The sequence below is a fragment of the Arthrobacter sp. TJ-217 genome (assembly GCF_058269255.1).
Genome location: NZ_JBZCNJ010000002.1, coordinates 450,901 through 472,895, shown reverse-complemented (window position 1 = coordinate 472,895; position 21,995 = coordinate 450,901). Strand labels below are relative to the sequence as shown.

The 21,995-nt window shown below is 67.3% G+C and carries 20 protein-coding genes and 1 tRNA gene; 12 read left to right on the top strand and 9 right to left on the bottom strand.

Annotation, left to right across the window (positions count from 1 at the left end; genetic code table 11):
- The first annotated feature begins 95 nt into the window (after positions 1-95).
- From AC4D2R_RS05305 to galK, 3 genes are read left to right on the top strand one after another with little or no spacing between them, the layout of a single operon-like run.
- Positions 96-887: a DeoR/GlpR family DNA-binding transcription regulator gene (locus tag AC4D2R_RS05305; protein ID WP_490938203.1), complete on the top strand. Its 792-nt coding sequence runs from the start codon at positions 96-98 to the stop codon at positions 885-887.
- The gene (gene galT, locus AC4D2R_RS05300) at positions 884-2,017 is read left to right on the top strand and encodes a galactose-1-phosphate uridylyltransferase (RefSeq protein ID WP_490938201.1); all 1,134 of its coding nucleotides are present in this window, start codon (positions 884-886) and stop codon (positions 2,015-2,017) included. Before AC4D2R_RS05305 ends, galT begins: the two co-directional genes overlap by 4 nt.
- Complete coding sequence (gene galK / locus AC4D2R_RS05295) at positions 2,014-3,171, top strand: galactokinase (RefSeq protein ID WP_490938199.1); 1,158 nt, start codon at positions 2,014-2,016, stop codon at positions 3,169-3,171. The genes galT and galK overlap by 4 nt, the downstream gene beginning before the upstream one ends.
- A 156-nt stretch (positions 3,172-3,327) precedes the next feature.
- On the opposite strand, the gene AC4D2R_RS05290 is transcribed toward galK, so the two are convergent.
- Complete coding sequence (locus AC4D2R_RS05290) at positions 3,328-4,182, bottom strand: Bax inhibitor-1/YccA family protein (RefSeq protein ID WP_490938197.1); 855 nt, start codon at positions 4,180-4,182, stop codon at positions 3,328-3,330.
- A 199-nt stretch (positions 4,183-4,381) separates the two neighbouring features.
- Between AC4D2R_RS05290 and AC4D2R_RS05285 the strand changes: the two genes are divergently transcribed.
- The 6 genes from AC4D2R_RS05285 to AC4D2R_RS05260 all read left to right on the top strand — a co-directional run bounded on the left by AC4D2R_RS05285 (position 4,382) and on the right by AC4D2R_RS05260 (position 9,963).
- Entirely contained in the window at positions 4,382-4,678 is a 297-nt protein-coding gene (locus tag AC4D2R_RS05285) for a GroES family chaperonin (protein ID WP_490938377.1), read from the top strand.
- Between the two features lie 174 nt (positions 4,679-4,852).
- Positions 4,853-6,172 carry a branched-chain amino acid ABC transporter permease gene (locus tag AC4D2R_RS05280; protein WP_490938375.1) on the top strand — a complete coding sequence of 440 codons (1,320 nt, stop codon included), beginning with the start codon at positions 4,853-4,855 and terminating at the stop codon, positions 6,170-6,172.
- A gap of 9 nt (positions 6,173-6,181) precedes the next feature.
- The gene (locus AC4D2R_RS05275; protein WP_490902242.1) at positions 6,182-7,162 is read left to right on the top strand and encodes a branched-chain amino acid ABC transporter permease; all 981 of its coding nucleotides are present in this window, start codon (positions 6,182-6,184) and stop codon (positions 7,160-7,162) included.
- Between the two features lie 170 nt (positions 7,163-7,332).
- Positions 7,333-8,310: an ABC transporter ATP-binding protein gene (locus AC4D2R_RS05270; RefSeq protein ID WP_490938373.1), complete on the top strand. Its 978-nt coding sequence runs from the start codon at positions 7,333-7,335 to the stop codon at positions 8,308-8,310.
- Positions 8,307-9,059 (top strand): ABC transporter ATP-binding protein, encoded by a 753-nt coding sequence (locus AC4D2R_RS05265; protein WP_490938195.1) that lies wholly within the window; start codon positions 8,307-8,309, stop codon positions 9,057-9,059. The genes AC4D2R_RS05270 and AC4D2R_RS05265 overlap by 4 nt, the downstream gene beginning before the upstream one ends.
- 202 nt (positions 9,060-9,261) lie before the next feature.
- Positions 9,262-9,963, top strand: coding sequence for a hypothetical protein (locus tag AC4D2R_RS05260; protein ID WP_490938193.1), 702 nt, complete (start codon positions 9,262-9,264; stop codon positions 9,961-9,963).
- Between the two features lie 266 nt (positions 9,964-10,229).
- Here AC4D2R_RS05260 and AC4D2R_RS05255 read toward each other — a convergent pair whose 3' ends face one another.
- From AC4D2R_RS05255 to eno, 8 genes are all read right to left on the bottom strand, one after another.
- Entirely contained in the window at positions 10,230-11,618 is a 1,389-nt protein-coding gene (locus tag AC4D2R_RS05255) for an ABC transporter substrate-binding protein (RefSeq protein WP_490938191.1), read from the bottom strand.
- 468 nt (positions 11,619-12,086) lie between these two features.
- Positions 12,087-12,159, bottom strand: a tRNA-Leu gene (locus AC4D2R_RS05250).
- Positions 12,160-12,561: 402 nt separating this feature from the next.
- On the bottom strand, positions 12,562-14,013 hold the full coding sequence (locus AC4D2R_RS05245) for an NAD(P)/FAD-dependent oxidoreductase (RefSeq protein WP_490938189.1): 1,452 nt from the start codon (positions 14,011-14,013) through the stop codon (positions 12,562-12,564).
- A gap of 34 nt (positions 14,014-14,047) precedes the next feature.
- The gene (locus AC4D2R_RS05240; RefSeq protein ID WP_490938187.1) at positions 14,048-15,622 is read right to left on the bottom strand and encodes a S8 family peptidase; all 1,575 of its coding nucleotides are present in this window, start codon (positions 15,620-15,622) and stop codon (positions 14,048-14,050) included.
- The gene (locus tag AC4D2R_RS05235) at positions 15,615-16,571 is read right to left on the bottom strand and encodes a Ppx/GppA phosphatase family protein (RefSeq protein ID WP_490938185.1); all 957 of its coding nucleotides are present in this window, start codon (positions 16,569-16,571) and stop codon (positions 15,615-15,617) included. The genes AC4D2R_RS05240 and AC4D2R_RS05235 overlap by 8 nt, the downstream gene beginning before the upstream one ends.
- Positions 16,568-17,221 (bottom strand): DUF501 domain-containing protein, encoded by a 654-nt coding sequence (locus AC4D2R_RS05230; protein WP_490938183.1) that lies wholly within the window; start codon positions 17,219-17,221, stop codon positions 16,568-16,570. The genes AC4D2R_RS05235 and AC4D2R_RS05230 overlap by 4 nt, the downstream gene beginning before the upstream one ends.
- A gap of 76 nt (positions 17,222-17,297) precedes the next feature.
- Entirely contained in the window at positions 17,298-18,020 is a 723-nt protein-coding gene (locus tag AC4D2R_RS05225; protein WP_490938181.1) for an FtsB family cell division protein, read from the bottom strand.
- 72 nt (positions 18,021-18,092) lie between these two features.
- Positions 18,093-19,373, bottom strand: a complete 1,281-nt coding sequence (gene eno / locus AC4D2R_RS05220) for a phosphopyruvate hydratase (RefSeq protein WP_490902227.1) — start codon at positions 19,371-19,373, stop codon at positions 18,093-18,095.
- A 348-nt stretch (positions 19,374-19,721) separates the two neighbouring features.
- Between eno and AC4D2R_RS05215 the strand changes: the two genes are divergently transcribed.
- The 3 genes from AC4D2R_RS05215 to AC4D2R_RS05205 all read left to right on the top strand — a co-directional run bounded on the left by AC4D2R_RS05215 (position 19,722) and on the right by AC4D2R_RS05205 (position 21,853).
- Positions 19,722-20,768 (top strand): TerC family protein, encoded by a 1,047-nt coding sequence (locus AC4D2R_RS05215; protein ID WP_490938179.1) that lies wholly within the window; start codon positions 19,722-19,724, stop codon positions 20,766-20,768.
- A gap of 146 nt (positions 20,769-20,914) precedes the next feature.
- Positions 20,915-21,301, top strand: a complete 387-nt coding sequence (locus AC4D2R_RS05210) for a helix-turn-helix transcriptional regulator (protein WP_490938177.1) — start codon at positions 20,915-20,917, stop codon at positions 21,299-21,301.
- 270 nt (positions 21,302-21,571) lie between these two features.
- The gene (locus AC4D2R_RS05205) at positions 21,572-21,853 is read left to right on the top strand and encodes a putative antibiotic biosynthesis monooxygenase (protein ID WP_490938175.1); all 282 of its coding nucleotides are present in this window, start codon (positions 21,572-21,574) and stop codon (positions 21,851-21,853) included.
- Positions 21,854-21,995 lie beyond the last annotated feature (142 nt).

The following is a 21,995-nucleotide window of genomic DNA, read 5'->3' as shown; positions in this document are numbered from 1 at the left end:
CTCGGGCCCGTTTCGGATATGTTTGATTCTGTTCAACTTTGTTCACTTGGGTTGGGCAAGGTCATGCGGCGGGAGCCGCTTTCTTCGGAGGTCCGATGCTCGCTGCCGAACGGCACGCCGCCATCCTCGCGGCCCTCGAGCGCCGCCCCGTGGTCCGCGTCTCCGAACTGGCGGAGAAACTCGGCGTCTCGGAAATGACGGTGCGCCGCGACGTCGACGCCCTGCAGGCCGCAGGATCGCTGCACCGCGTCCACGGTGGCGCTGCACGCCTTGCGGCCCTTGCCTCGATCGAACCCGGGTTCCCCGCGAACGCCGAACGGCTCGCGGAAGAGAAACAGGCAATCGCCCGGGCAGCGGCCCAGCTGGTGCTTCCCGGCATGACCATCTCGGTGACCGGCGGCACAACGACCTTCCAGCTCGTGGAGCACCTGGCGCACATCGAAGGACTGACAATCCTGACCAACTCGGTGCCCGCCGCCGAACGCCTCTACCGGATTCCGGCCGGCGTGCGGCGGTCCGTGCTGCTCACCGGCGGCGAGCGTTCCCCATCCGAGGCGCTTGTGGGGCCGCTGGCCACCGCCGCGATCCGCAGCCTCAACGTCGACCTGTGCTTCATGGGCGCCCACGGCGTTGATTCAACGGCCGGCATCACCACCCCGAACCTCGCCGAGGCCGAAACCAACCTGGCGTTCGCCGAACACTGCCGTCACCTCGTGGTGCTGGCCGATTCGAGCAAGCTCGGCGTCGTCAGCCTCGCCCGCATCGTGGGCCTTGACTCCGCTTTCTGCCTGATCACCGACACCGAACCCAGCCAGCCCGCCTATTCACGCCAGACGCTGGTAGCCACTCCCCTCACCATCCAGCACGCAAAGAAAGCGTTTTCATGACCTCAATAACTCCAACCCGGCTCTCGGACGGCCGGGAACTGATCTATTTCGATGCAACCGACAAGTCGGCACACCTGCACCGGGACCCGGCTGCGACGGCCGACCTCCGGGGACTGCCGCCGCGGGGCACCACCACCGGCGACGCCCGCTACGACGCGCTGACCGGCGAATGGATCGCCGTTGCCGCGCACCGCCAGACGCGCACCCACCTGCCGCCCGCCGACCAGTGCCCCCTGTGCCCGTCGAGCGAGCGCTACCTTTCCGAGATCCCCGCCTCGGATTACGAGGTTGTGGTGTTCGAGAACCGCTTCGCCTCATTTGGGCCCGAGCTCGGATCCCTGCCCACCAAGGCGGAGTGGGGGACGACGGCGACGGCGTACGGCCGGTGTGAGGTTGTTGCATTCGACTCCGCCCACGAGGGCTCGTTCGGTTCGCTTTCGCCGGAGCGCGCCCGCACGGTGATCGAGGCCTGGGCGCACCGCACCGAGGCGCTCTCGGCAATGGAGGGAATCAAGCAGGTCTTCCCCTTCGAGAACCGGGGCGCCGACATCGGCGTCACCCTGCTGCACCCGCACGGCCAGATCTACGCCTACCCCTTCATCCCGCCCCGTGCGGCGCAGATCGGCGCACAGGCCACCGCCTTCTACGAGGCCTCGGGCGGGCGGGAGACCCTGATGGGCGCCGCCCTGAAGTCCGAGCGCGACTCGGGCGAGCGGATGATCATCGAGGGCCGCCACTTCAGTGCCTTTGTACCGTTCGCGGCGCGCTGGCCGCTCGAAGTACACCTAGTACCGCACCGCCAGGTTCCGGACTTCACCGCCCTCTCCTCCGAGGAACGCGATGAGCTCACCACCGTCTACCTCGACCTGCTGGGCCGGGTGGACGCCCTCTACTCCACCCCCACCCCGTATATTGCTGCATGGCAGCAGGCTCCGCTCGACACGCTGATCCGCCCGGCGAGCTACCTCCACCTCCAGCTCACCTCCCCGCGGCGGGCCGAGGACAAGCTCAAGTTCCTCGCCGGATCGGAGGCCGCGATGGGCGCTTTCATCAACGACACAACCCCGGAGCAGGTTGCGGAGCGACTCCGCAACGCCGTGCCCGGATCCCCTGGAAAGGACAACTCATGACCCTCTCAGCGCAGGAACTGGCTGACGCCTTCACCGCCCGTTACGGTGTCGAACCGGCAGGGGTCTGGTCCGCACCGGGCCGGGTCAACCTGATCGGCGAGCACACCGACTACAACGACGGGTTCGTCCTGCCCTTCGCGATCGACCGCACGACGTCGGTTGCGGCACGCACGCGCCGGGACCGCAGCGCCCGGGTCTCCTCCACCTTCGCCACGGCCGATGAGGTCGTCGCCGCCGACCTCGATGCCGTCGGACCCGGTGACGTGAAGGGCTGGGCCGCATATCCCGTTGGCGTCCTGTGGGCCCTCGGCGAATCGGGCCATCCCTCGCCCGGCATGGACCTGCTCGTCGATTCGAACGTACCGGTGGGCGCCGGGCTTTCCTCCTCGGCGGCCCTCGAATGCGCTGTCGCCACGGCCGCCAACGACCTCTCCGAGGCGGGCCTCTCCCGCTCGGACCTCGCCTCGGTGGGCCGCCTCGCCGAAAACGAGATGGTCGGCGCGCCGACAGGGATCATGGACCAGACGGCGTCCCTGATGGGCGAGGTGGGGCACGCAGTGTTCCTTGACTGCCGGAGCCGGGAGACGCTGCTTGTGCCGCTCGACCTCGAGAAGGCCGGGCTGTCCCTGCTGGTCATCGACACCCGGGTGAGCCACGCGCATTCGACCGGTGGATACGCCGCCCGCCGCAGGTCGTGTGAACTGGGAGCCGAACTTATGGGCGTGCCCGCGCTCCGCGACCTGGGCGTGGGCGACCTCGCCGAAGCGGCAGGGGTCCTTGATGAGGAGACGTTCCGCCGGGTGCGCCATGTCGTCACCGAGAATGCCCGGGTGCAGGACGCCGTCGCCGTGCTCACCACGCAGGGCCCGGCCGCGCTCGGCCCGCTCCTCAACGAGAGCCATTCCTCGATGCGCGATGACTTCGAGATCTCCTGCCCGGAACTCGATCTCGCCGTCGACACCGCCGTGAAGGCCGGCGCCCCGGGTGCCCGCATGACCGGCGGTGGCTTCGGCGGCGCAGCGATCGCACTCGTGAAGGCCTCCGACGTCGACGCCGTGCGCGCCGCCGTCACCGACGCGTTCGCCGGAGCGGACTTCACCGCACCGGTGATCTTCAGCGTGCGCCCCGCCGCCGGCGCCGGCAGGGTCGTCTGAACCGGCCGGCCCGGGAAACCCGGTACACGTTAACCACTGGTTAAAGACAAAAAGGAAGGGCCTGCAGCCGCAGGCCCTTCGTTTTTGTCTTTACCAGATTCGGTATCTCGGCGGTTCCCCGGCCGGGTTGGCCTGCCGGGGAACCGTTCGAAACAGTTACTCGTCGCCGCGCAGGATCGCGATCAGGCGCAGGAACTCAACGTACAGCCAGATCAGCGTGACGGTCAGGCCGAAGGCCGCCGTCCACGAGTACTTCTCGGGGGCGCCGTTCTTGACGCCCTCGTCGATCGAGGTGAAGTCGATGATCAGCGAGAACGCGGCAAGGCCGATGGCGAACAGGCCGATGACCACGCCGAGGGGGATCCCCGTGCCCGGGATGTCAGCGCCGCGCAGGCCCCAGGGGTCGCTGGTGACGTTGAACAGGATCAGGCCGAGGTTGACCAGCGAGAACGCCGCGTAGCTGATGATGGCGATCATAAAGAACTTCATCGCCTTCGGCGTCGCGCGCACCTTGCCGCTCTTGAAGAGCGCAAGGGTGACAGCGAACACCGTCAGGGTGCCGATCAGCGCCTGCAGCGCGATGTTCGGGAACTGGGCCTCGAGGAACATGGTGAGTCCACCGAGGAACAGTCCCTCAAGCGCCGAGTAGGCAAGGATCAGCGCGGGAACGGGCTCGCGCTTGAACGCATTCACCAGGCCGAGCACGAAGCCACCGATCAGACCGACGATCATCAGCACCGGGGCCAGGCCCGGGAGCAGGAACACCGGGACCGCAGCCCCGAGCAGGACCACCCCGATGGAAAGGATGGTCTTGACGATGACGTCGTCGTAGGTCATGCGCCCGGTCTGCGCTGGGCCAGCCGGGGGCTGGTTGTAAAGGTGCTCCAACTGCTGGGCGTTCATTGCCGACTGTGTGGCGAACGTAGTGGAGCCATATGCTGCCGGGCTTGTGCCGCGGGCAGCGGAACGGAAGGTCTTTCCGTTGAATACCGGATTACCGCCGAGTGCCATGTTTGTTTAGTCCTCCATTGTGGGGGCTGTGCGTGGAGCCAACCCTACCAATATCAACGCTTTTTCGGCTGTTTTGTTCCCGGCGGCGGTGCTTCCGGCGTGCGGGTGCCGCCGGCCCGAAGGTAGGCTGGCCGGAAAATCCCGATGCGCCGGAGGAAACGTGCCAAGTCCCGATCAAATCCCGGACCTCCCCCTGCGGATGCTGCACGACCGGCTGCTCGTTGACCCGGAGAAAGACGGAAGCGAGCGCCGCTCGACAAGCGGGATCGTCATTCCGGCGACGGCGGTCCTGGGCAAGCGGCTCTCCTGGGCGGTTGTCGTTGCGGCAGGCCCCGCGGTGCGGCATGTCTCCCGCGGCGACCGGGTGCTGTTCGACCCCGAGGACCGCTCCGAGGTGGACGTCGGAGGCAAGGACTACCTGCTCCTGCGCGAACGCGACGTCCATGCCGTGGCGCAGCCCGAGGCCGAGGACCACCGCACCGGTCTTTACCTCTAGGCACCAGTTGTTACCGAATCGCTACCTTAGAGGGCCCGTTTGGTGATCGGCGGAAACATTGCACAGGTAGCATAAACTCCACGTTTAGTGACTGCCGTCACAGGCTAAACCTCCTGCCGGTACTCCGGCAGGCCAGCCCCCACCGTGGAGGTTCCTAACTTGATAACCCAATCGATGCCTGCCCGGATCGGGGGGACGCTGATGATTCTTCTCGGCTTCCTGGCCGCGGCACTCCTCAGCGCACCATCAGCGCAGGCGTCACCCCAGCCGCCCGTCCCGGCGACAAGTTCTTTCTCAGCCAGCCTTCAGGCGCAGGAATTCCAGGACCGCATCAGCGGCGTCCTGCGCGGCGTCGACGGACCCATCCCCGATGTCCGGGTCACAGTCACCGGCAACGGTTTCGAAGGTGAAACAACCTCCGGCGAAAACGGCTTCTGGTCGGTGGGCGTCCCCGAACAGGGCGCCTACGAGGTTGAAATCGACGAAGAAACCCTCCCCGAGGGAATCACCCTCGCCGAGGGCCAGGAAAACCCGCGCACCGTCACCTTTGCGGGAACCTCGACCGCCACGACCCTGTTCCTGTTCGGTGAAGGCATCGTCTCCCAGGGCGGCGCCTTCTGGGACACCCTTGCCGAACGGGCGCTCGCCGGCTTCAGCTTCGGGCTCCTCCTCGCGCTCAGCGCCGTCGGCCTGTCCCTGATCTTCGGCACCACCGGCCTGACCAACTTCGCGCACGGAGAGATGGTGACAGCCGGAGCGGTGCTGACCTTCGGCTTCGCCGCGCTCGGACTCCCCGCCCCGGTCGCGATCATCCTCGCGGTGATCTGCGGCGGCATCATCGGCTACGTCCAGGACGCGGGCCTCTGGAGGCCGCTGAGGCAGCGCGGCACCGGCCTTGTCCCTATGATGATCGTCAGCATCGGCCTCGCGCTGGCGCTGCGCTACATCATCCAGTTCAACTTCGGCGGAGCCACAACCCAGCTGCCGGGCTCGCAGAGCCCGATCCTGGAGTTCGGGTCGGTCGGTATCTCGGCGAACAGCATGCGCTCGCTCGCCATCAGCCTCGTAGTCATCCTGGCCGTGGCGTTCCTGCTGCTCAAGACCCGGGTCGGCAAGGCAACGCGCGCCGTCGCCGACAACCCTGCGCTGGCAGCGGCGTCGGGCATCGACGTCGACCGCGTCATCCGGCTCGTCTGGGTGGTCGGCGGGATGCTCGCCGCACTCGGCGGCATCCTCTGGGCCTACTACCGCCCCGGGGTGTCCTACAACATGGGCCAGCAGATCCTCCTGCTCATCTTCGCCGGGGTCGTCCTCGGCGGGCTCGGAACGGTCTTCGGCGCCCTTGTCGGTTCGATCATCGTCGGCCTTTTCGTTGAGATCTCAACGCTGTGGCTCGAAGCTGACCTCAAATACGTGGGTGCGCTTCTCATCATGATTCTCGTGCTCCTGTTCCGGCCGCAGGGCATCCTCGGCCGCCGCGAGCGCATAGGTTAGGGGCACGCAATGGACTTCGGAAACATCCTCATCAACGCGTTCGGCGAGCTGGTCAGCCCGACGACCGCGGCCTACGCCCTCGCCGCCCTGGGCCTCGCCGTCCACTTCGGATACTCGGGGCTGCTGAACTTCGGGCAGGCAGGCTTCATGGCCGTCGGCGCCTACGGCTTCGCCATCTCCACGCTCACCTTCAACGCTCCCCTGCCGGTTGCGGTGCTCGTGGCGCTGCTGTGCTCGGTGATCTTCGCCATCGTCCTGGGCATCCCGACGCTGCGCCTGCGCGCCGACTACCTCGCGATCGTGACGATCGCCGCGGCCGAGATCGTCCGGTACGTCGTCACGACCAACGGGCTCACGGAGGTCACCGGCTCCGCAAACGGGCTTGCGGCGTTCGAGGGCGGGTTCTACGGGCTCAACCCCTTCCCTCCCGGCACCTACAACATCGGCCCGCTCGAGATGAACGAGCGGAACTTCTGGATCCGGGTCGTCGGCTGGAGCATCGTCATCCTCGCCTGCCTCACCGTGTGGCTGCTCATGCGCAGCCCGTGGGGCAGGGTGCTCAAGGGCATCCGCGAAGACGAAAACGCTGTGCGCTCCCTCGGAAAGAATGTCTACGCTTACAAGATGCAGGCGCTCGTCATCGGCGGCATCCTTGGTTCGCTCGCAGGAATGGTCTTCACCCTCCCCCGCGGCGCCGTGCAGCCGGCGAACTACGCGACGGAACTGACGTTCTTCCTTTACACCTGCCTCCTGCTGGGCGGCATGGCAACGGTCCTCGGCCCCGTGATCGGGGCAATGGTCTTCTGGGTTGTGCTGTCGCTGACCCAGGGGCTCCTGTACGGGGCAATCGAGTCGGGTGCCATCACCTTCCTCTCCAACGTTCAGGCCGGACAGCTGCGCTACATCCTCGTGGGAATAGCGCTGATGCTGCTCATGGTCTTCAGGCCACAGGGCGTCCTCGGCAATAAGAAGGAGCTGGCGTTCGCATGAGCGACAACACAGAAGATACAGCGGGAACCGGCCGCCGGCGCGCCGGCGAAACCACCGCAGCCGGCAGCCACACCACCCCCGACGGCGGCCACGCCCCTGAGGCAACAGGGGCAACCGCCGTCACCACCGCCACCCAGGCGGCACCGGGCGGCGCCGGCGGGGAGGACTTCATGACGGACTCCCGGCCCATCGCCACCGGCGAGGCCGGCCCGGGATGCCGCAAGCGGGATCCGATCGTCGTGGCGAAGAACGTGACGCGCAGCTTCGGCGGCATCAACGCTGTCGACGTCGAGTACCTCGAAATCCCCCGCAACAAAATCACCGCCCTCATCGGCCCCAACGGCGCAGGGAAGACGACCCTGTTCAACCTGCTGACCGGGTTCGACACCCCCAACAGCGGCGACTGGGAGTTCGATGGGAAGCCCCTTGCGAAAGTGCCGCCCTACAAGGTGGCACGCATGGGCATGGTGCGCACCTTCCAACTCACCAAGGTCATGGGCAAGCTCACCGTCATCGAGAACATGCGCCTCGGGGCTTCCGATCAGCCGGGCGAGTCCCTGGCCCGCGCCCTGTTCAAGGGCATATGGGGCTCGCGGGAGAAGGAGATCACGGCGCAGGCCGAAACGCTGCTGGCCAAATTCAAGCTCGACACCAAGCGCGATGACTACGCGGCCTCCCTCTCCGGCGGCCAGCGCAAGCTCCTGGAGATGGCGCGGGCACTGATGGTACGTCCGCGGCTGGTCATGCTCGATGAGCCGATGGCGGGCGTGAACCCTGCGCTGACGCAGTCCCTGCTCGACCACATCAAGAACCTGAAGGCCGAAGGCATGACGGTCCTCTTCGTCGAGCACGACATGCACATGGTCCGCCACATTGCCGACTGGGTGGTGGTGATGGCGGAAGGGAAGGTCGTCGCCGAGGGACCGCCCGACATCGTCATGAAGGACCAGGCCGTCATCGACGCCTACCTTGGTGCCCACCACGACGTCGACCTCGGCGACTCCGCCGGCGTCGAACGCCTCGAGGAGGAGCTGGCACACGACGAGGAATCGACGGTCGGCACGCCCGAGGAAGGCGTGATCGGCCGCCACATCACCGAGCTGAGCACATCCGGCAGCTCCATCGACAACGAGGAGAAAAAGCGATGAGCGCGCACGACGACTCGTTCGAGGGCGATTCGGTGGTCAAGGTCACCGACCTCGTGGCCGGCTACCTTCCGGGCGTCAACATCCTCAACGGATGCAGCATCGAGGCCCGCCGGGGCGAGCTGATCGGAATCATCGGGCCCAACGGGGCCGGCAAGTCGACGCTGCTCAAGGCGATGTTCGGGCTCGTGAAGATCCACTCCGGCCAGGTGGTGGTGCGCGGCAAGGACCTCACGGGCCTTAAAGCCAACCGCCTGGTAAGCCGGGGCGTGGGGTTCGTGCCCCAGAACAACAACGTCTTCTCCACCCTGACCATCGAGGAAAACCTGCAGATGGGCATGTACCAGCGCCCCAAGGACTTCAAGAAGCGGTTCGAATTCGTCACGGAGCTCTTCCCGGAGCTTGGAAAGCGGCGGGCCCAGCGGGCCGGCTCGCTCTCCGGCGGCGAACGCCAGATGGTGGCGATGGGCCGGGCACTCATGATGGAACCCGCGGTCCTGCTCCTCGACGAGCCCTCCGCTGGGCTCTCTCCCGTGAAACAGGATGAGACGTTCCTGCGGGTCCACGAGATCAACCGTGCCGGCGTCTCGGTGATCATGGTGGAGCAGAACGCCCGCCGGTGCCTCCAGATCTGCGACAGGGCCTATGTGCTCGACCAGGGCAAGGACGCCTACACCGGCACCGGGCGTGAACTTATGAAGGATCCCAAGGTCATCCAGCTCTACCTCGGGACCCTCGCCGACACGGCGTAGGTTGCAGGCAGTCACTGTGGGCGGTGCCGGAAACGGCACCGCCCACAGTGCTGTCCGGGGTACGTCCGGCCACGTTGCGCCGGCAGATATCCGCCCGCTCCCGCCGACCGTGTGAAAGACTCGAACCGCGGCGCAGGTCCCGAACCGCGCCGGACCTCGGCTGCCGACGGTGCGCCGGGAGGGCGACCAGCGGGAGGACACGATGACCATTGATCCCAGCCGGGTCGCGAGTGCGGGATTCGAAGCGGTCTTCGCCGCCATGAAACTCCTCCGCCCTGTCCGCCCCATCCACCCCCGGGGCGTGCGCCTCCGCGGAACCCTGACGATTGCCGGACCAGCGGTCCCGAGCGGCATCGGCTGGGTGGACACCCCGGGCACAGGCAGCGTCACGGCGCGCTTCTCCCGCTCCGTGGGCCTGCCCGAGGGGCTGCCCGACATCCTTGGCCTGGCGCTGCGGACCGGGCCTCCGGACGCGCCGGCCGACGTCCTGCTGGCCTCGACCGGGGTTTCCGCTGCGGGCCGGTTCCTGCTCATGCCCCGGCTCCACGCCGCTGGGGCGCCCCTGACCACGCTGATGCCCTACAAGGGCGCCGCCGGCCCGGTCCTGCTTGGTGCGTGGACCACAGGGGCACCAGGCCCCCTGCCCGCCGCGCTCGCCGGATTCCGTCAGGAGCTCGACGGCGGCACGTGGTCCCTCGAGCTTCGCTATTCCCGCCTTCGGGGCCCCTGGGCGGCCTTCGGCCGGCTGGACCTCACGCTCGACCCGGATCAGGAGCAGGATGACCTCCGCTTCGACCCCGTGCTGAACCCGCTTCCCGGGGCCGGGACGTACTCCTGGGCCGCCCAGCTGCGGGCGAGGTCGTACGCCGTCGCCCGTGCCCAGCGGCCCCTCCGGAGACACTAGCCGGGCCCCGGCTGCGCGGCGGCGGTGACGGGCCCTGTGCACCACGAAGCGTTCCCCGCACCCGGTTGCGACATCCGCACGCGGTTAACCGGGTGCGGACGTTGTTTTCGGGCGCGTTTACCGCAGTCGGGTGCGCCGGGGGCGCCGCCGGCTTTCCGAAGCCCCCTGCACACGAAAGAACCCCGCCCCTCGCCTCCGGAGAGGACGAGGGGCGGGGTTCTTCGGTTGGATGCTTTACCGTCCGTGGTGCTGCGGGTGCTGCTCGGTTAGAGCTTGCCCACCTCGGAGCGGCTCGGCTGCGGGATGTTCTCCGCGTCGTACTGGTAGATGCCGATGGCGGCTTCAGTCGGGTCGCCGTTCTTGTCGAAGGAGACCGGTCCGGAGATGCCGTCGTAGTCGATGTCTTCGCCGTTGCGCAGGAGCGTCACGCAGCCTGCGAAGTCGAAGCACTTCTCGCCGTCCTTGGAAACGCCCTCAAGCTCGGCCGCGATTGCCTTACCGTCGGTGCTGCCTGCAGCCTCGGCCGCGAGGGACATGAGGTTGACGGCGTCGTAGCTCTCGCCTGCGTAGCTCCAGCTGGTCAGGTCGGGGTCGATCTCGAGCAGTGCCTTCTGGAAGGTCTCACCGGTGAACGGGCCGGGGATGGTGCCCTGGGCGCCCTCAAGGGTGCCAGGCTCCAGGTCCTTGCTGTAGTCGGTGGTGTTGCCGTCGACCATGAACATGCTGCTCGGCTCGATGCCCTTGCCGGTCAGCAGGGGAACGATGCTCTTGGCCTGGTCGAAGGTGATGATGACGATGGCGTCGGGCTTTGCCGCGACGACAGCGTCGACCTGGCTGCTGAACTGCGAGTCACCCTCGTTGAAGAGTTCGGCTGCGACAACCTGTCCGCCCGCGCCTTCGACGGTCTCGGTGATGTTCTTCTGCAGACCGGTGCCGTAGGCGTCGTTGAGGACGATCATGCCCACGGTCTGTGCGCCGCAGGACATGATGTAGTTGCCAAGGGTGCGGCCCTGGAGAACGTCTGACGGTGCGGTGCGCCAGTAGAGGCCCTCGTCCTTCCAATCAGTGAACTCCGGGGAGGTGTTCGCGGGAGAGAACTGCACGACACCCGCACCGGTGATCTGGTTGATGACGGTCTTCGAAACGCCCGAGGACGCAGCACCGATGATGCCGCTTACGTCCTGGGACAGCAGATCTGTAACGGACTGGGTGGCGATGTCGGTTGTGGTGTCGCCGGAGTCGCGGTGGACAACCGAGATGTCCTTGCCGAGGACGCCGCCGGCCTCGTTGACTTCCTTCACGCCGAGGTTGACGCCCGCAATTTCGGGCGGGCCGAGGAATGCAAGTGTGCCGGTCGTGGGAAGCAGGGTGCCGAGCTTGAGCGGGGTGTCGGTGACGGTCTTCGCTTCAGGGACAGCTGAGGGATCGCCCTTTTCGCCGGCCTCGGCAGCCTTGCCGCCTTCGCTGGGAGGACAGGACAGTGCGCCGGCAGCGTCAGCGGGTGCCGAGCTTTCGCCACCCCCGGTCTCCGGTGCATTGGATCCGCCGCAGCCTGAGGCAAAGAGCGCGATCCCCAGGCTCAGGGCCGCGATCTTCGCCGCCCGCGGGGCATTCTCCCCAATGCCAAGCCGCACGGGGTTGCGTGTAACAGTCATGAATTTGTCTCCTCGACCGAAAGGCGTTCTTAGCCTTTGATGCGATCGCCAGGTGTTCCTGGCATGTAGAAAAGCTAATGCAAATTCGTGTCGAACATAAGGGAATCCGGTTACATCCTTGTAACGCTCGTCACAGATTCCGCATTCGGGGCTTGACACTGCACTCCCCCGCGGCGGTTCACGGGAGCTCAAGGAGCCCGAATCGGCGGCCCTGGAGCACTCCTGGTTTCGGACCGGACGGCTTTCCACGGCGCGGGATGCGCCGGCGGATCCTTGGGGCCGTCCTGCCTCCGGCCCCGGGCGCGGCGGGCCGCGGGGTCCGGGCGCGGCGGCCGCGGAGGCTGCGGGATCGGGGCGCGGAGGGCTGCGGGGTCCGGGCGCGGAGGCTGCGGGGTCCGGGCGCGCAGAGCCGGCGGCCGTACCGGTACCGGCGGCCCCCTTGGCAGGATGGGAATCCGGGAAGTGTTGTGCCCCAGGTCAGACTCGAACTGACACTGAACAGATTTTAAGTCTGCTGCCTCTGCCATTGGGCTACTGGGGCGCACCGCGCCAGCGGTGACTGCGGCACTCCCAAGAATATCCCGATCAGTGGACGACCCGTTCCCTGGCCGGCCCCGGGGCCGGAGGAGCGTTCCCCTTCCGGAGGGCCTCCAGGGCCGGACGCGGCTCGGCCAAGCCTCAGGCAGCTTGGGACAGGGTGCCGCCCCACGGCCGCTGCAAGGCCTGCAGGGCGCCCGGGACGAGGGAGAGCTGCGCAGGGAAGCCGGCGGCGCAGGACGACAGGGCGCCGCTCGCCTGCTCGACAGCCTGCGCAGGACGGCTCAAGTGGAACGGCTCAAGTGGAACGGGTCAAGTGGGACGGCCTAAGCGGGACTGCTTAAATGGGACGGCGGCGGCCCCGCCTCTACAGGCAAAGCCGCCGCCGGGCGGATGAGGGCTGCGACTATGCCTTTGTCGCTGCCTTCTCGTCTGATGCGGCCGCCTTGCCGACAGGCGCCGGAGGGGCGCTCTGGAGCGCCGGGGCCTTCTTCGCCTGGGGCGTTGCAGCCTCCTGGAACTGGCGGCGCGGGCTCTGCAGGTCCGAAATCGGGGCGATGTCGCGGCCGAAGATGAAGCTCATCGTCCAGTTCGAAATGACGCGAGCCTTGCGCTCGTACATGGGCATCGCGAGGCCGTGGTAGCCGCGGTGGGCGAGCCAGGCCGGGAAGCCGCGCATGCCGAAGCCCATGATGTTCGCAACGCCCTTGAACGTGCCGAAGCCTGCGACGGCGCCGAGGTTCGTGTGCTTGTACTGGCGGACGTTGCCCACGCCGTAGTTCTGGGCGTAGATGTTCTTCGCAAGCAGCTTCGCCTGGCGCACCGCGTGCTGGGCGTTGGGGACGCAGAAGCCTCCGACTCCCCCGCCGCTGAGGTCGGGCACAGCGGCGACGTCGCCTGCGGTCCAGGCGTGCTCGATCGGTCCGTCGTCCCCGGTGATGCGCAGTTCGGCATTGGCCCGGAGGCGCCCGCGCTCGTCGATGGGGAAGTCCGTCGACCGCACCATGGGGTTGGCCTGGACACCGGCGGTCCAGATGAGGGTGTCGGCTTCGAACTCGTCGGCCGGAGTCTTGTCGGGCATGTTGATGAGCTTGAGGTTGCCGTCGGTGGCGCTTGCCAGCGAGGTGTTCAGCAGCACCTGGATGCCGCGGGAGCGCAGGTGCTCAACGACCCACACGGCCTGCTGCTCGGTGACCTCGGGCATGATGCGTCCCATTGCCTCGACCATGACGAAGCGCAGGTCCGAGCGCGTGAGGCGGCCGTTCTTCTTGACGGCGTCGCGGGCCATGTCCTCCATCTCGGTGATCGCCTCGATGCCGGCGAACCCGCCGCCGATGACGACGAAGGTGAGCGCGCGGTCGCGTGCGGGGCCGGCGGGCATCAGCGAACCGGTCTCGATGCGCTCGAGGATCTGGTTCCGCAGTGCGACGGCCTCTTCGATCGTCTTGAGGCCGATGCCTTCTTCCTTGAGGCCCTCGATCGGGAACGTGCGCGTGATGGCGCCCGCGGCCATGACGACGTCGGTGTAGCCGAGCTCGAACGGCTCTCCGCCGCCTGCCGGCTCAACGACGGCCTTGCGGCCCGCGTGGTCGATTGAGGTGACCTTGCCGCTGATCAGTTCGGTGTCCTGAAGGTGCGCCCTGTGCGAGACCACCGCGTGCCGGGGCTCGATGTTGCCGGCGGCAACCTCGGGCAGGAACGGCTGGTAGGTCATGTAGGGCAGCGGGTCGACCAGGGTGACGATGCCACCGTGGGACTTCACCTTTTTCTGCAGCTTGTGGGCTACATAGAGCCCAACGTAACCGCCCCCAACTACGAGGATGCGCGGACGATCGGAGAACTGTGGGTTCGATGCCATGCCACGATGCTACCGGACTTTGTGAAAATCTTCACTAAGTTGCCGGAAAGGCCGATGAACCGTCGTCACCGGCCGGATTGTCGCGGGCGGCCGGGAGCGAACCGGTGTCGATGCTCCGCGTTTCCGGGCTCTGGGCGGCGGTGCGGCGGACCCGGATCAGATGAAGCGACCCAGCCACTAGAAGCACGCCGAACAGCCCGGAGAACCCGAGCACCACACCCGCCGGAAGGAGGTCCGACGCGACCGCGCTCTCGTCGGCCACCGGCGCCTTGGGCTCCGGGATGTCCGGTGCCGGTGCCTGGGTGGCGGGAGCCGGCGCCGCGGTTTCCGGGGCGGGTTTCCCGCGCCGGTACACCGAGATCCATTCCTTCATGCTGCCCAGACCGTTCGCCTCGGGCACGGCGATATCGGCGTTGACGGCCGCCGCGACGTCGATGATGCCGTGCCCGTAGATCGTGTCGAATCCGGGGGCGCCGGCGTCGCGGGCCGTTCCGATGATCCGGTTGACCACCTGGCCGGCACTGAGTTCGGGGTGCTCCGAACGGATCAGCGCAGCGACGCCCGAGACCAGCGGCGCGGCACCGGAGGTGCCCGACCAGTCGGCATAGAAGGCTCCGGGCAGTCCGCCGACGAGGTTCTCGGATGGTGCGGCAACGGCGATGCTGATGCCTTCGGAGGAGGATTCCCGGCTCGCCGTTCCCCGCCGGTCAAGGCCTGCGACGGCAAGGACGCCGGGAATGGTGGCCGGGGCACCCACCTGGGTGAGCCCGCCGGCGCGGTTCCCGGCCGCCGCGATAATCACGACGTCGTGCTTCTCCGCATGGAGGAAAGCGTCGTCCCAGCTTTCGGGCCAGGTCGTTGAGGTGCTGCCGAGGGACATGTTGATGACCTTGGCGCCATTGTCGACCGCCCAGCGCACGGCGTTGGGGATCTGCTCGTCGGTGCTCACCCCGGCAGGATTCGGGCCGCTGTTCTGGCCCTCGATCCAGACCGAGACGGCCAGCAGGTCGGCCTTGGGTGCGACGCCAACGATGCCGTCGGGGCCGCGGCCGTGCCCGCCGAGGGCACCGGTGGACGGGGCCGCGGATTCCTTCGGGGTGGCCGTGGGCCGGGAGCCGTGGCCGCGGCCGGCAAGCAGTGTCGCAACGAGGGTCCCGTGTTCGGGCACTTCGCCCAGTCCCTGCTGCCCGTCCGGTCTTCCGGCTCCCGAGGGATCGGTTCCCCCGACGACGGCGCCCTTGAGGTCGGGGTGGGTGCCGTCGACGCCGCTGTCGATGACGGCGACCTTCACCCCTTCACCCTGGGTGGTCTTCCAGGCTTCGGTGATGCCGTAGTCCTTGAGCCAGTATTCCTTTTCCCGGATGGCGTCGGCAGCGGCCGGCGCGGCCCCGACGGGAAGGACGAGTGCGGCGCTGATCAGGACGGCGACGGCTGCGGGCAGAGCGCGGGCGTGTCCGGACGGCCGGCCCTGCACGGGGCGGCGCGGCGGCCGGCGCCGGGCTTCCGGGGCTCCCTCAGGTGCAAGGCGGGGTGGCCTTCCCCGCGCCGGGCGTACCGGCAGGGCCGCGGGTGTTCGGCCTCCGGAGCGTGAATCGGCACTCCTATGCATTGGCGCCTCCACGTGCGGCAATGCTCAGGGCAATGCCGTCAAGGATGTCGTGTTCGCTTGCGACGGCGGAGTCGACACGCCCGCCGGTGACCTCCGCGAGGTGTTCAACCACGCACTTCCAGATGAGGGCGCCGGCACCGATGACGTCAACGCGGCCCGGATGCATATAGGGAAGGGCCTTACGCGCCGCCCTGTCCATGTGCAGCAGGTCGTCGGCGGCGGCGCTGATTCTTGCAGTGCCAAGGCGTGCCCCGTGGATCCGCTCCGGGAGGTACGTGGGCAGGGCCAGGGCGTGCGCGGTGACAGTGGTGATGCTTCCGGCCACCCCGACCATCGAGGTCACCGACTCAAGCGGCACGTCGCGCCCCGCCTCGCGGATCAGGTTCCGGACCTCGCGCTCCATGGCGGCGATCTCCTCCGCCGTCGGTGGGTCGGTGGTGAGAAAGCGTTCGGTGAAGCGCACGCAGCCCATGTCCATGCTGCGCGCGGCAACCACGGTGCCGCCGCGTCCGGCAACGAACTCGGTGCTGCCGCCGCCGAGGTCGACCACGAGAACGGTTTCGGTGTCGGGCACGTCAAGAACGCTCACTGCGCCGTTGAACGACAGCGACGCCTCCTCCTGGCCCGAGACAACCTCCGGCTCGACGCCGAGCCGCTCGCGGATGCCGTCGACGAACGTGGAACGGTTCTCGGCGTCGCGCGAGGCCGACGTTGCAACAAAGCGGACCTCCGGCACGTCGTGGCGCCGGATCAGGTCGGCGTATTCGTCGGTCGCGGCGAAGGTGCGGGCCAGTGCTGCCTCGGAAAGCCTGCCCGTGGCGTCGACCCCCTCCCCCAGGCGGACAACGCGCATCTGGCGCTCGACGTCGGTCAACACCCCTGCGTCGTCAATATCGGCGATGAGAAGCCGGATGGAGTTCGTGCCACAGTCGACTGCTGCTGTTCTCACTGGTCCCCCTGGGGTTGGTTGCGGCGGGCGGCGCGCTTGCGTTCAAGTTCTTCGGGGCTCAGGCCTTGGGTCTTGGTGTGCCGGCTGAGGTCCGCACTCGGGGCGTCGCCGCCGGTGTCCCAGGCCCCCTCGCAATAGCAGGCGTCGACGGTCCACCAGGACCCGATCCCCTCGATCGCTTCATCCCCGAGGGGGTTCACGCCCGGACCGGCTGCGAGGGAGTGCCCGACGAGCACGTGAAGGCATTTGACGCGCGAGGGCATGCCCCCGGCGGAGACGCCGTCGATCTCGGGCACGGGGCCCACGCCGGCGCGTTCACCGACGGCGCGGCGTGCCTCAAGGTAGGCCTCGTGTGCTTCGCGGTAGCGTTCTGCCAGGTCGGCGTCCTCCCCGAGCCGCGTCGTCATCTCGCTCATGACGCCCTCTGCCTCGAGCCGGGACACCGCGGCGGTGATCACCGGATGGGTGAGGTAGTAGGTGGTGGGGAACGGGATGCCGTTGCCCAGCCGTGGGGCCGTGGTGGCAACGAGGGGGTTCCCGCAGACGCACCTCGCGCCGATTTCGACGACGTCGCGCACCGGCCGCCCCAGCTGCCGGCTGAGGACCTCCAGGTCCTTTTCCGTTGGGGTGTGCTGGTCCTGCTCAGCCACTGGGGGTCCTTCCTGCTGCCGACGGGAAACGTTCCTTCGGCAGGTTGTATGTAGTGCTCTGGCGGTGCGCCGGCGGTTAGTCGGTCGCAGCGCGGGAAACCGAGTCCCACAGCGAATCGACCCAGGGCAGGTCTTCGGGCTGGTCCTGCGATCCCTCGCCCGATGACTCTTCAATGCCGGCGCCGCCCTTGACGAGATAGCGCTTCTCCCCGGGCATTACGAGGAAGATCCGGTCGCGGGCCTGCTGCTTGATGTAGGCGGGGTCGTTCCACCGTGCGAGGTCCGCGCGGTGTTCTTCCTGGATCTGCTCCTGCCTCGCAATGTCCTCGCGGAGGGTCTGGAGTTCACCCTGCTGCTTGAGGTAGGTGCTGATCGACGGGGCGAGGAGCACCGTCACGGCGATCAGGACGACGGCGAGGGCAAGCAGGCGCCCGGAAAACGACTGCGCCGGAATGGGTTTGGCGTCCTCGGCGGGAATGATGACCCGATTCTTGGGCCGGACCACGCTCGAGCCCGCACGGCGGATCGCACCGGCCAGCTGCTCCCGTTCCGCGGCACGCGCCTGGGAGGGGCTTGCCTGCGCCCGGGGCGGCCGGGCGGGGCCGCGCCCCGGCTCGGCGCTGCGGGGTCCGGCGCCGCCCGGCGCCGGAACGACGGGGTCGTGCGCGCCGGGCGCCGGAGCGCCTGACTCGTGCGCGCCCGCCGCCCGTCCGGACGTTGCGCCGGTGCCCGCTGCCGTCCGCCCCGCCGAGGGCGAGGGGCGGACGGCGCGCGGCACGTTGGGTCGGCGGGCTGACATGTTACTCCTCGGGTGGTGCTTGTGCCGGAATCAATGATCCCGTCCTACGAGGGTAACCGCCCTCCGGTTCAACTAGGCAGTGAAACGCGGGAAGGCGCTGCGGCCGGCGTAGCGTGCCGCGTCGTCGAGCTCCTCTTCGATGCGCAGGAGCTGGTTGTATTTGGCAACCCGCTCGGAGCGCGCCGGCGCGCCGGTCTTGATCTGGCCCGCGTTCGTGGCAACGCAGATGTCGGCGATCGTCGTGTCTTCGGTTTCACCGGAGCGGTGCGAGGTGATTGTCGTGTATCCGGCCCGCTGCGCCATGGAGATCGCGTCGAGGGTCTCGGTGAGCGTTCCGATCTGGTTGACCTTCACCAGCAGCGAGTTCGCCGTGTCGTTCTTGATGCCGCGCTCGAGGCGGGTGGGGTTGGTGACGAAGAGGTCGTCGCCGACGATCTGCACCTTGTCGCCGATGGCGGCGGTGAGCGCCTTCCAGCCGTCCCAGTCCTCCTCGTCGAGGGGATCCTCGATGGAGACAAGCGGGTAGTCGCGGACGAGTTCCTCGAAGTAGGTGCTCATTTCGGCGGTGCTCAGGGACTTGCCCTCGAAAGTGTAGACGCCGTCCTTGTAGAACTCGGAGGCGGCGACGTCGAGGGCGAACGCGATGTCGGTGCCAACGGTGTAGCCGGCACGCTCAACCGCGGTGGTGATGAGGTCGAGTGCGTCGCGGTTCGACGGAAGGTTCGGCGCGAAGCCGCCTTCGTCGCCAAGGCCCGTGGCGAGGCCCTTTTCCTTGAGGACGGCCTTCAGCTCGTGGTAGACCTCAACACCCCAGCGCAGGCCTTCGGAGAAGGAGGAGGCACCGAGGGGAACGATCATGAATTCCTGGATGTCGACGTCGGAGTCAGCGTGTGAGCCGCCGTTCAGGATGTTCATGAGCGGGACGGGAAGCACGTGTGCGTTGGGGCCGCCGAGGTAGCGGTAGAGGGGCAGCGCGGAGGATTCTGCGGCGGCACGGGCGATGGCCAGCGAGACACCGAGGATGGCGTTGGCGCCGAGGCTCGACTTGTTCTCGGTTCCGTCGAGGTCGAGCATCGCCTGGTCGATGGCGCGCTGGTCGGCGGCGTCGAAGCCGAGGAGCGCGGGCTGGATCTGCTCGATTACTGCCTCGACGGCCTGCAGGACGCCCTTGCCGAGGTAGCGGTTCTTTTCGCCGTCGCGGCGTTCGTTTGCCTCGAAGGCTCCCGTTGAAGCGCCGGAGGGAACGGCGGCGCGGCCGAACGTGTCGTCGTCGAGCAGTACTTCGACCTCGACCGTGGGGTTGCCGCGGGAATCAAGGATTTCCCTTGCGTGGATGGCGTCGATAATTGCCATGGAAATGCTCCTGTTCGTTGGAGTGGAGAAATTCGCACCGGGTTGGACGGCAGTGTCAAAAGCAACGGCAGTGTCACCTCTAGCCTAGTTCACCGCCGGGTGAACTAGGCGTTCGGGGTCGAACTCGCCGTCAACACTCGGCCTTGACGGCGCGCGGCGGGCGCTCGGCGCATCCGGGGTCTTTTCTGTTTAGGTGAAGTGTGCTTCACTTGTTCCTACGTGGAGGGGAGTATCCCCTTATCCCGTTCATCGTCAGTACGAAGGCCCCGGCGCCTTCCGGTGAACAGGCCGGGCACTGCGGCCGGGAGAGACCTCCAGTTGGTTGTTACTGACTGGAAGCAGGTTTACATGTTCGTCCCCCTATGGGTGTGGGCCGCCGTTATCGGCTTTATCCTCCTGATGCTCCTCGTCGACCTCTTCGCCCACCGCCGCGCCCACGTCATCGGGGTGCGTGAGGCGGCGGCATGGTCAGCTGTCTGGGTGTTCTTCGGCGTCGCCTTCGGCGCCGTGATCTGGCGGTTCTGGGGAGCCGAGTTCGGGCAGCAGTACTTTGCGGGCTACCTGATCGAGAAATCCCTCGCCGTCGACAACGTCTTTGTCTGGGCGATCATCTTCACCTTCTTCGCAGTCCCCCGCGAGTTCCAGCACAGGGTGCTGTTCTTTGGAGTCCTCGGCGCCCTCGTGTTCCGCGCCATCTTCATCGCGGCCGGAGCGGCAATCATCGCCAGCGCGGGCTGGGTGCTCTACCTTTTCGCCGCGTTCCTGCTCTACACCGGGTACAAGATGCTCCGCCAACGCGATGAACACATCGCTCCGGAAAAGTCGCGGGCCCTCAAGCTGTTCCGCCGCCATGTCCCCATGACGGATGCCTTCCACGGCCAGCGGTTCCTGATCCGCCGCAACTCGGTGCTGCTTGCAACGCCGCTGCTGGCGGTCCTGGTGATGGTTGAAGTCACCGATATCATCTTCGCGGTGGACTCCATCCCGGCGATCTTCGCGGTCACCGACGAAGTGTTCCTCGTCTTCACCGCCAACGCCTTCGCCATCCTTGGACTGCGCGCCATGTACTTCCTCCTCGCCGACCTCATCCACCGCTTCGTCTACCTCAAGGCCGGACTGGCTCTCGTCCTGATCTGGGTCGGCATTAAGATGGCCCTCAAGATCGACGTCTACTACATCCCGACGCCCATCTCGCTTGCCGTCATCGCCGTGATCCTCAGCGTCTCCATTGCAGCGAGCCTCATTGCGACCAGGGGCCAGGAAAGGCACGGACTCCCGGCCCCGCCCGCTCCGCCGTTCCGCAACGCCGAGCCCGAGGAGATCGCGGCCCTCGAACCCCTGTGGGGCCGGCGCCGCAGGGAGGAGAAGAAGGCCCCCGAGCGGGCAGACCGCTGACTCCTGGGACCGCGCGGTTCCCTGCAGGGAACCGCGCGGCCCGGGCCGCCGCCGGCCGCACCGACATCCCTACCGCAGCGGCCCCGACCGCAGGTGTCTCCACCGCAGCCTTACCTACCGCAAACCGGAATCAGGAGGACCCCACCATGAGAACATCAGAAGCCGTGGCCAGCGACGCCGACGGCGACGGCGCAGCGGCCGCGTCCGGCCCGTCCCCCACACCTCCGCGGCGGCCGCCGTGGACGTTCCTCACGAACCACGGCCACGTGCTCCTGACCGTGGCCGCGGAGCCGAACATGCTGGTCCAGGACATCGCCGGCCGGGTAGGGATCACCCCGAGGGCGACCCTTCACATCCTGAAGGACCTGGAGGACGCCGGATACCTCCAACGCCTCAAGGAGGGCCGCCGCACGCACTACGTGGTCGAAGCACACCAGCACTTCCGCCATCCCACGACGGCCCACCAGGAGATTGGCGCCCTGCTGCGGATCTTCGACGCACGGCCCGTCGAACCGCCTGCGGAGACCGGCTGACTGGTGACGGGCGGATCAGGGACCCCTCGATCCGTACCGGAAGACCGGGGCGAAGAAGACAATCGGGAATAGAAAAGGAATCCACCACGCTACACACGTGGCCGGCCACTTAGCACCTTCCAGGTTCTCGGCTCAGTGACCGAGGAGATGCAGGCTCTTGACGCTGTCCCCTTGCCCGCATTGAGCGGGAGGGAATAAACCACAGTCCCAGCCTCTTACATGTGGTCGGCAACGCTAAGTAAAAGTAATCCACACACCTCAAGGAAATCTATGAACTCCAGCACGCCCGAAGCATCAGCGTCAACATCCACCGCGCCCTACCGCCCCGGACCGCCGAGCAAACACCAGCTGGCGCTGATGATCTGGGTGGCGGTCTTCCCCACACTGACCATCCTTAACCTTGTATTCGGGCCCTGGCTGGCAATGCTGAATCCTGTTCTGCGCACCTTCGTCCTTGCCACTGTCGCGGTTCCCATCGTGATTTATGGCCTCATGCCTCAAATTCAGCGCCTTCGCGCCCGGATCCTCGTGCGGAAACATTCCAGGGCCTGAGGGCTGGGATAACCGCTCAGGAAGGAGGGACCCCGACCGTGCCCTACACGGGCAGGGTCGGGCGTCTCACTTCGCCACTGCGTGGACCACACAGGATCAGAACCCGCTGACCTGTGTCCGGCTGATCTAAAGCGGGTTGATC

What these genes read in the sequence shown, in the direction of transcription:
- AC4D2R_RS05305 (WP_490938203.1), top strand. Translation starts at nt 96, where the DNA reads ATGCTCGCTGCCGAACGGCACGCCGCCATCCTCGCGGCCCTCGAGCGC.
- galT (WP_490938201.1), top strand. Translation starts at nt 884, where the DNA reads ATGACCTCAATAACTCCAACCCGGCTCTCGGACGGCCGGGAACTGATC.
- galK (WP_490938199.1), top strand. Translation starts at nt 2,014, where the DNA reads ATGACCCTCTCAGCGCAGGAACTGGCTGACGCCTTCACCGCCCGTTAC.
- AC4D2R_RS05290 (WP_490938197.1), bottom strand. Translation starts at nt 4,182, where the DNA reads ATGGCACTCGGCGGTAATCCGGTATTCAACGGAAAGACCTTCCGTTCC.
- AC4D2R_RS05285 (WP_490938377.1), top strand. Translation starts at nt 4,382, where the DNA reads ATGCTGCACGACCGGCTGCTCGTTGACCCGGAGAAAGACGGAAGCGAG.
- AC4D2R_RS05280 (WP_490938375.1), top strand. Translation starts at nt 4,853, where the DNA reads ATGCCTGCCCGGATCGGGGGGACGCTGATGATTCTTCTCGGCTTCCTG.
- AC4D2R_RS05275 (WP_490902242.1), top strand. Translation starts at nt 6,182, where the DNA reads ATGGACTTCGGAAACATCCTCATCAACGCGTTCGGCGAGCTGGTCAGC.
- AC4D2R_RS05270 (WP_490938373.1), top strand. Translation starts at nt 7,333, where the DNA reads ATGACGGACTCCCGGCCCATCGCCACCGGCGAGGCCGGCCCGGGATGC.
- AC4D2R_RS05265 (WP_490938195.1), top strand. Translation starts at nt 8,307, where the DNA reads ATGAGCGCGCACGACGACTCGTTCGAGGGCGATTCGGTGGTCAAGGTC.
- AC4D2R_RS05260 (WP_490938193.1), top strand. Translation starts at nt 9,262, where the DNA reads ATGACCATTGATCCCAGCCGGGTCGCGAGTGCGGGATTCGAAGCGGTC.
- AC4D2R_RS05255 (WP_490938191.1), bottom strand. Translation starts at nt 11,618, where the DNA reads ATGACTGTTACACGCAACCCCGTGCGGCTTGGCATTGGGGAGAATGCC.
- AC4D2R_RS05245 (WP_490938189.1), bottom strand. Translation starts at nt 14,013, where the DNA reads ATGGCATCGAACCCACAGTTCTCCGATCGTCCGCGCATCCTCGTAGTT.
- AC4D2R_RS05240 (WP_490938187.1), bottom strand. Translation starts at nt 15,622, where the DNA reads ATGCATAGGAGTGCCGATTCACGCTCCGGAGGCCGAACACCCGCGGCC.
- AC4D2R_RS05225 (WP_490938181.1), bottom strand. Translation starts at nt 18,020, where the DNA reads ATGTCAGCCCGCCGACCCAACGTGCCGCGCGCCGTCCGCCCCTCGCCC.
- eno (WP_490902227.1), bottom strand. Translation starts at nt 19,373, where the DNA reads ATGGCAATTATCGACGCCATCCACGCAAGGGAAATCCTTGATTCCCGC.
- AC4D2R_RS05215 (WP_490938179.1), top strand. Translation starts at nt 19,722, where the DNA reads ATGTTCGTCCCCCTATGGGTGTGGGCCGCCGTTATCGGCTTTATCCTC.
- AC4D2R_RS05210 (WP_490938177.1), top strand. Translation starts at nt 20,915, where the DNA reads ATGAGAACATCAGAAGCCGTGGCCAGCGACGCCGACGGCGACGGCGCA.
- AC4D2R_RS05205 (WP_490938175.1), top strand. Translation starts at nt 21,572, where the DNA reads ATGAACTCCAGCACGCCCGAAGCATCAGCGTCAACATCCACCGCGCCC.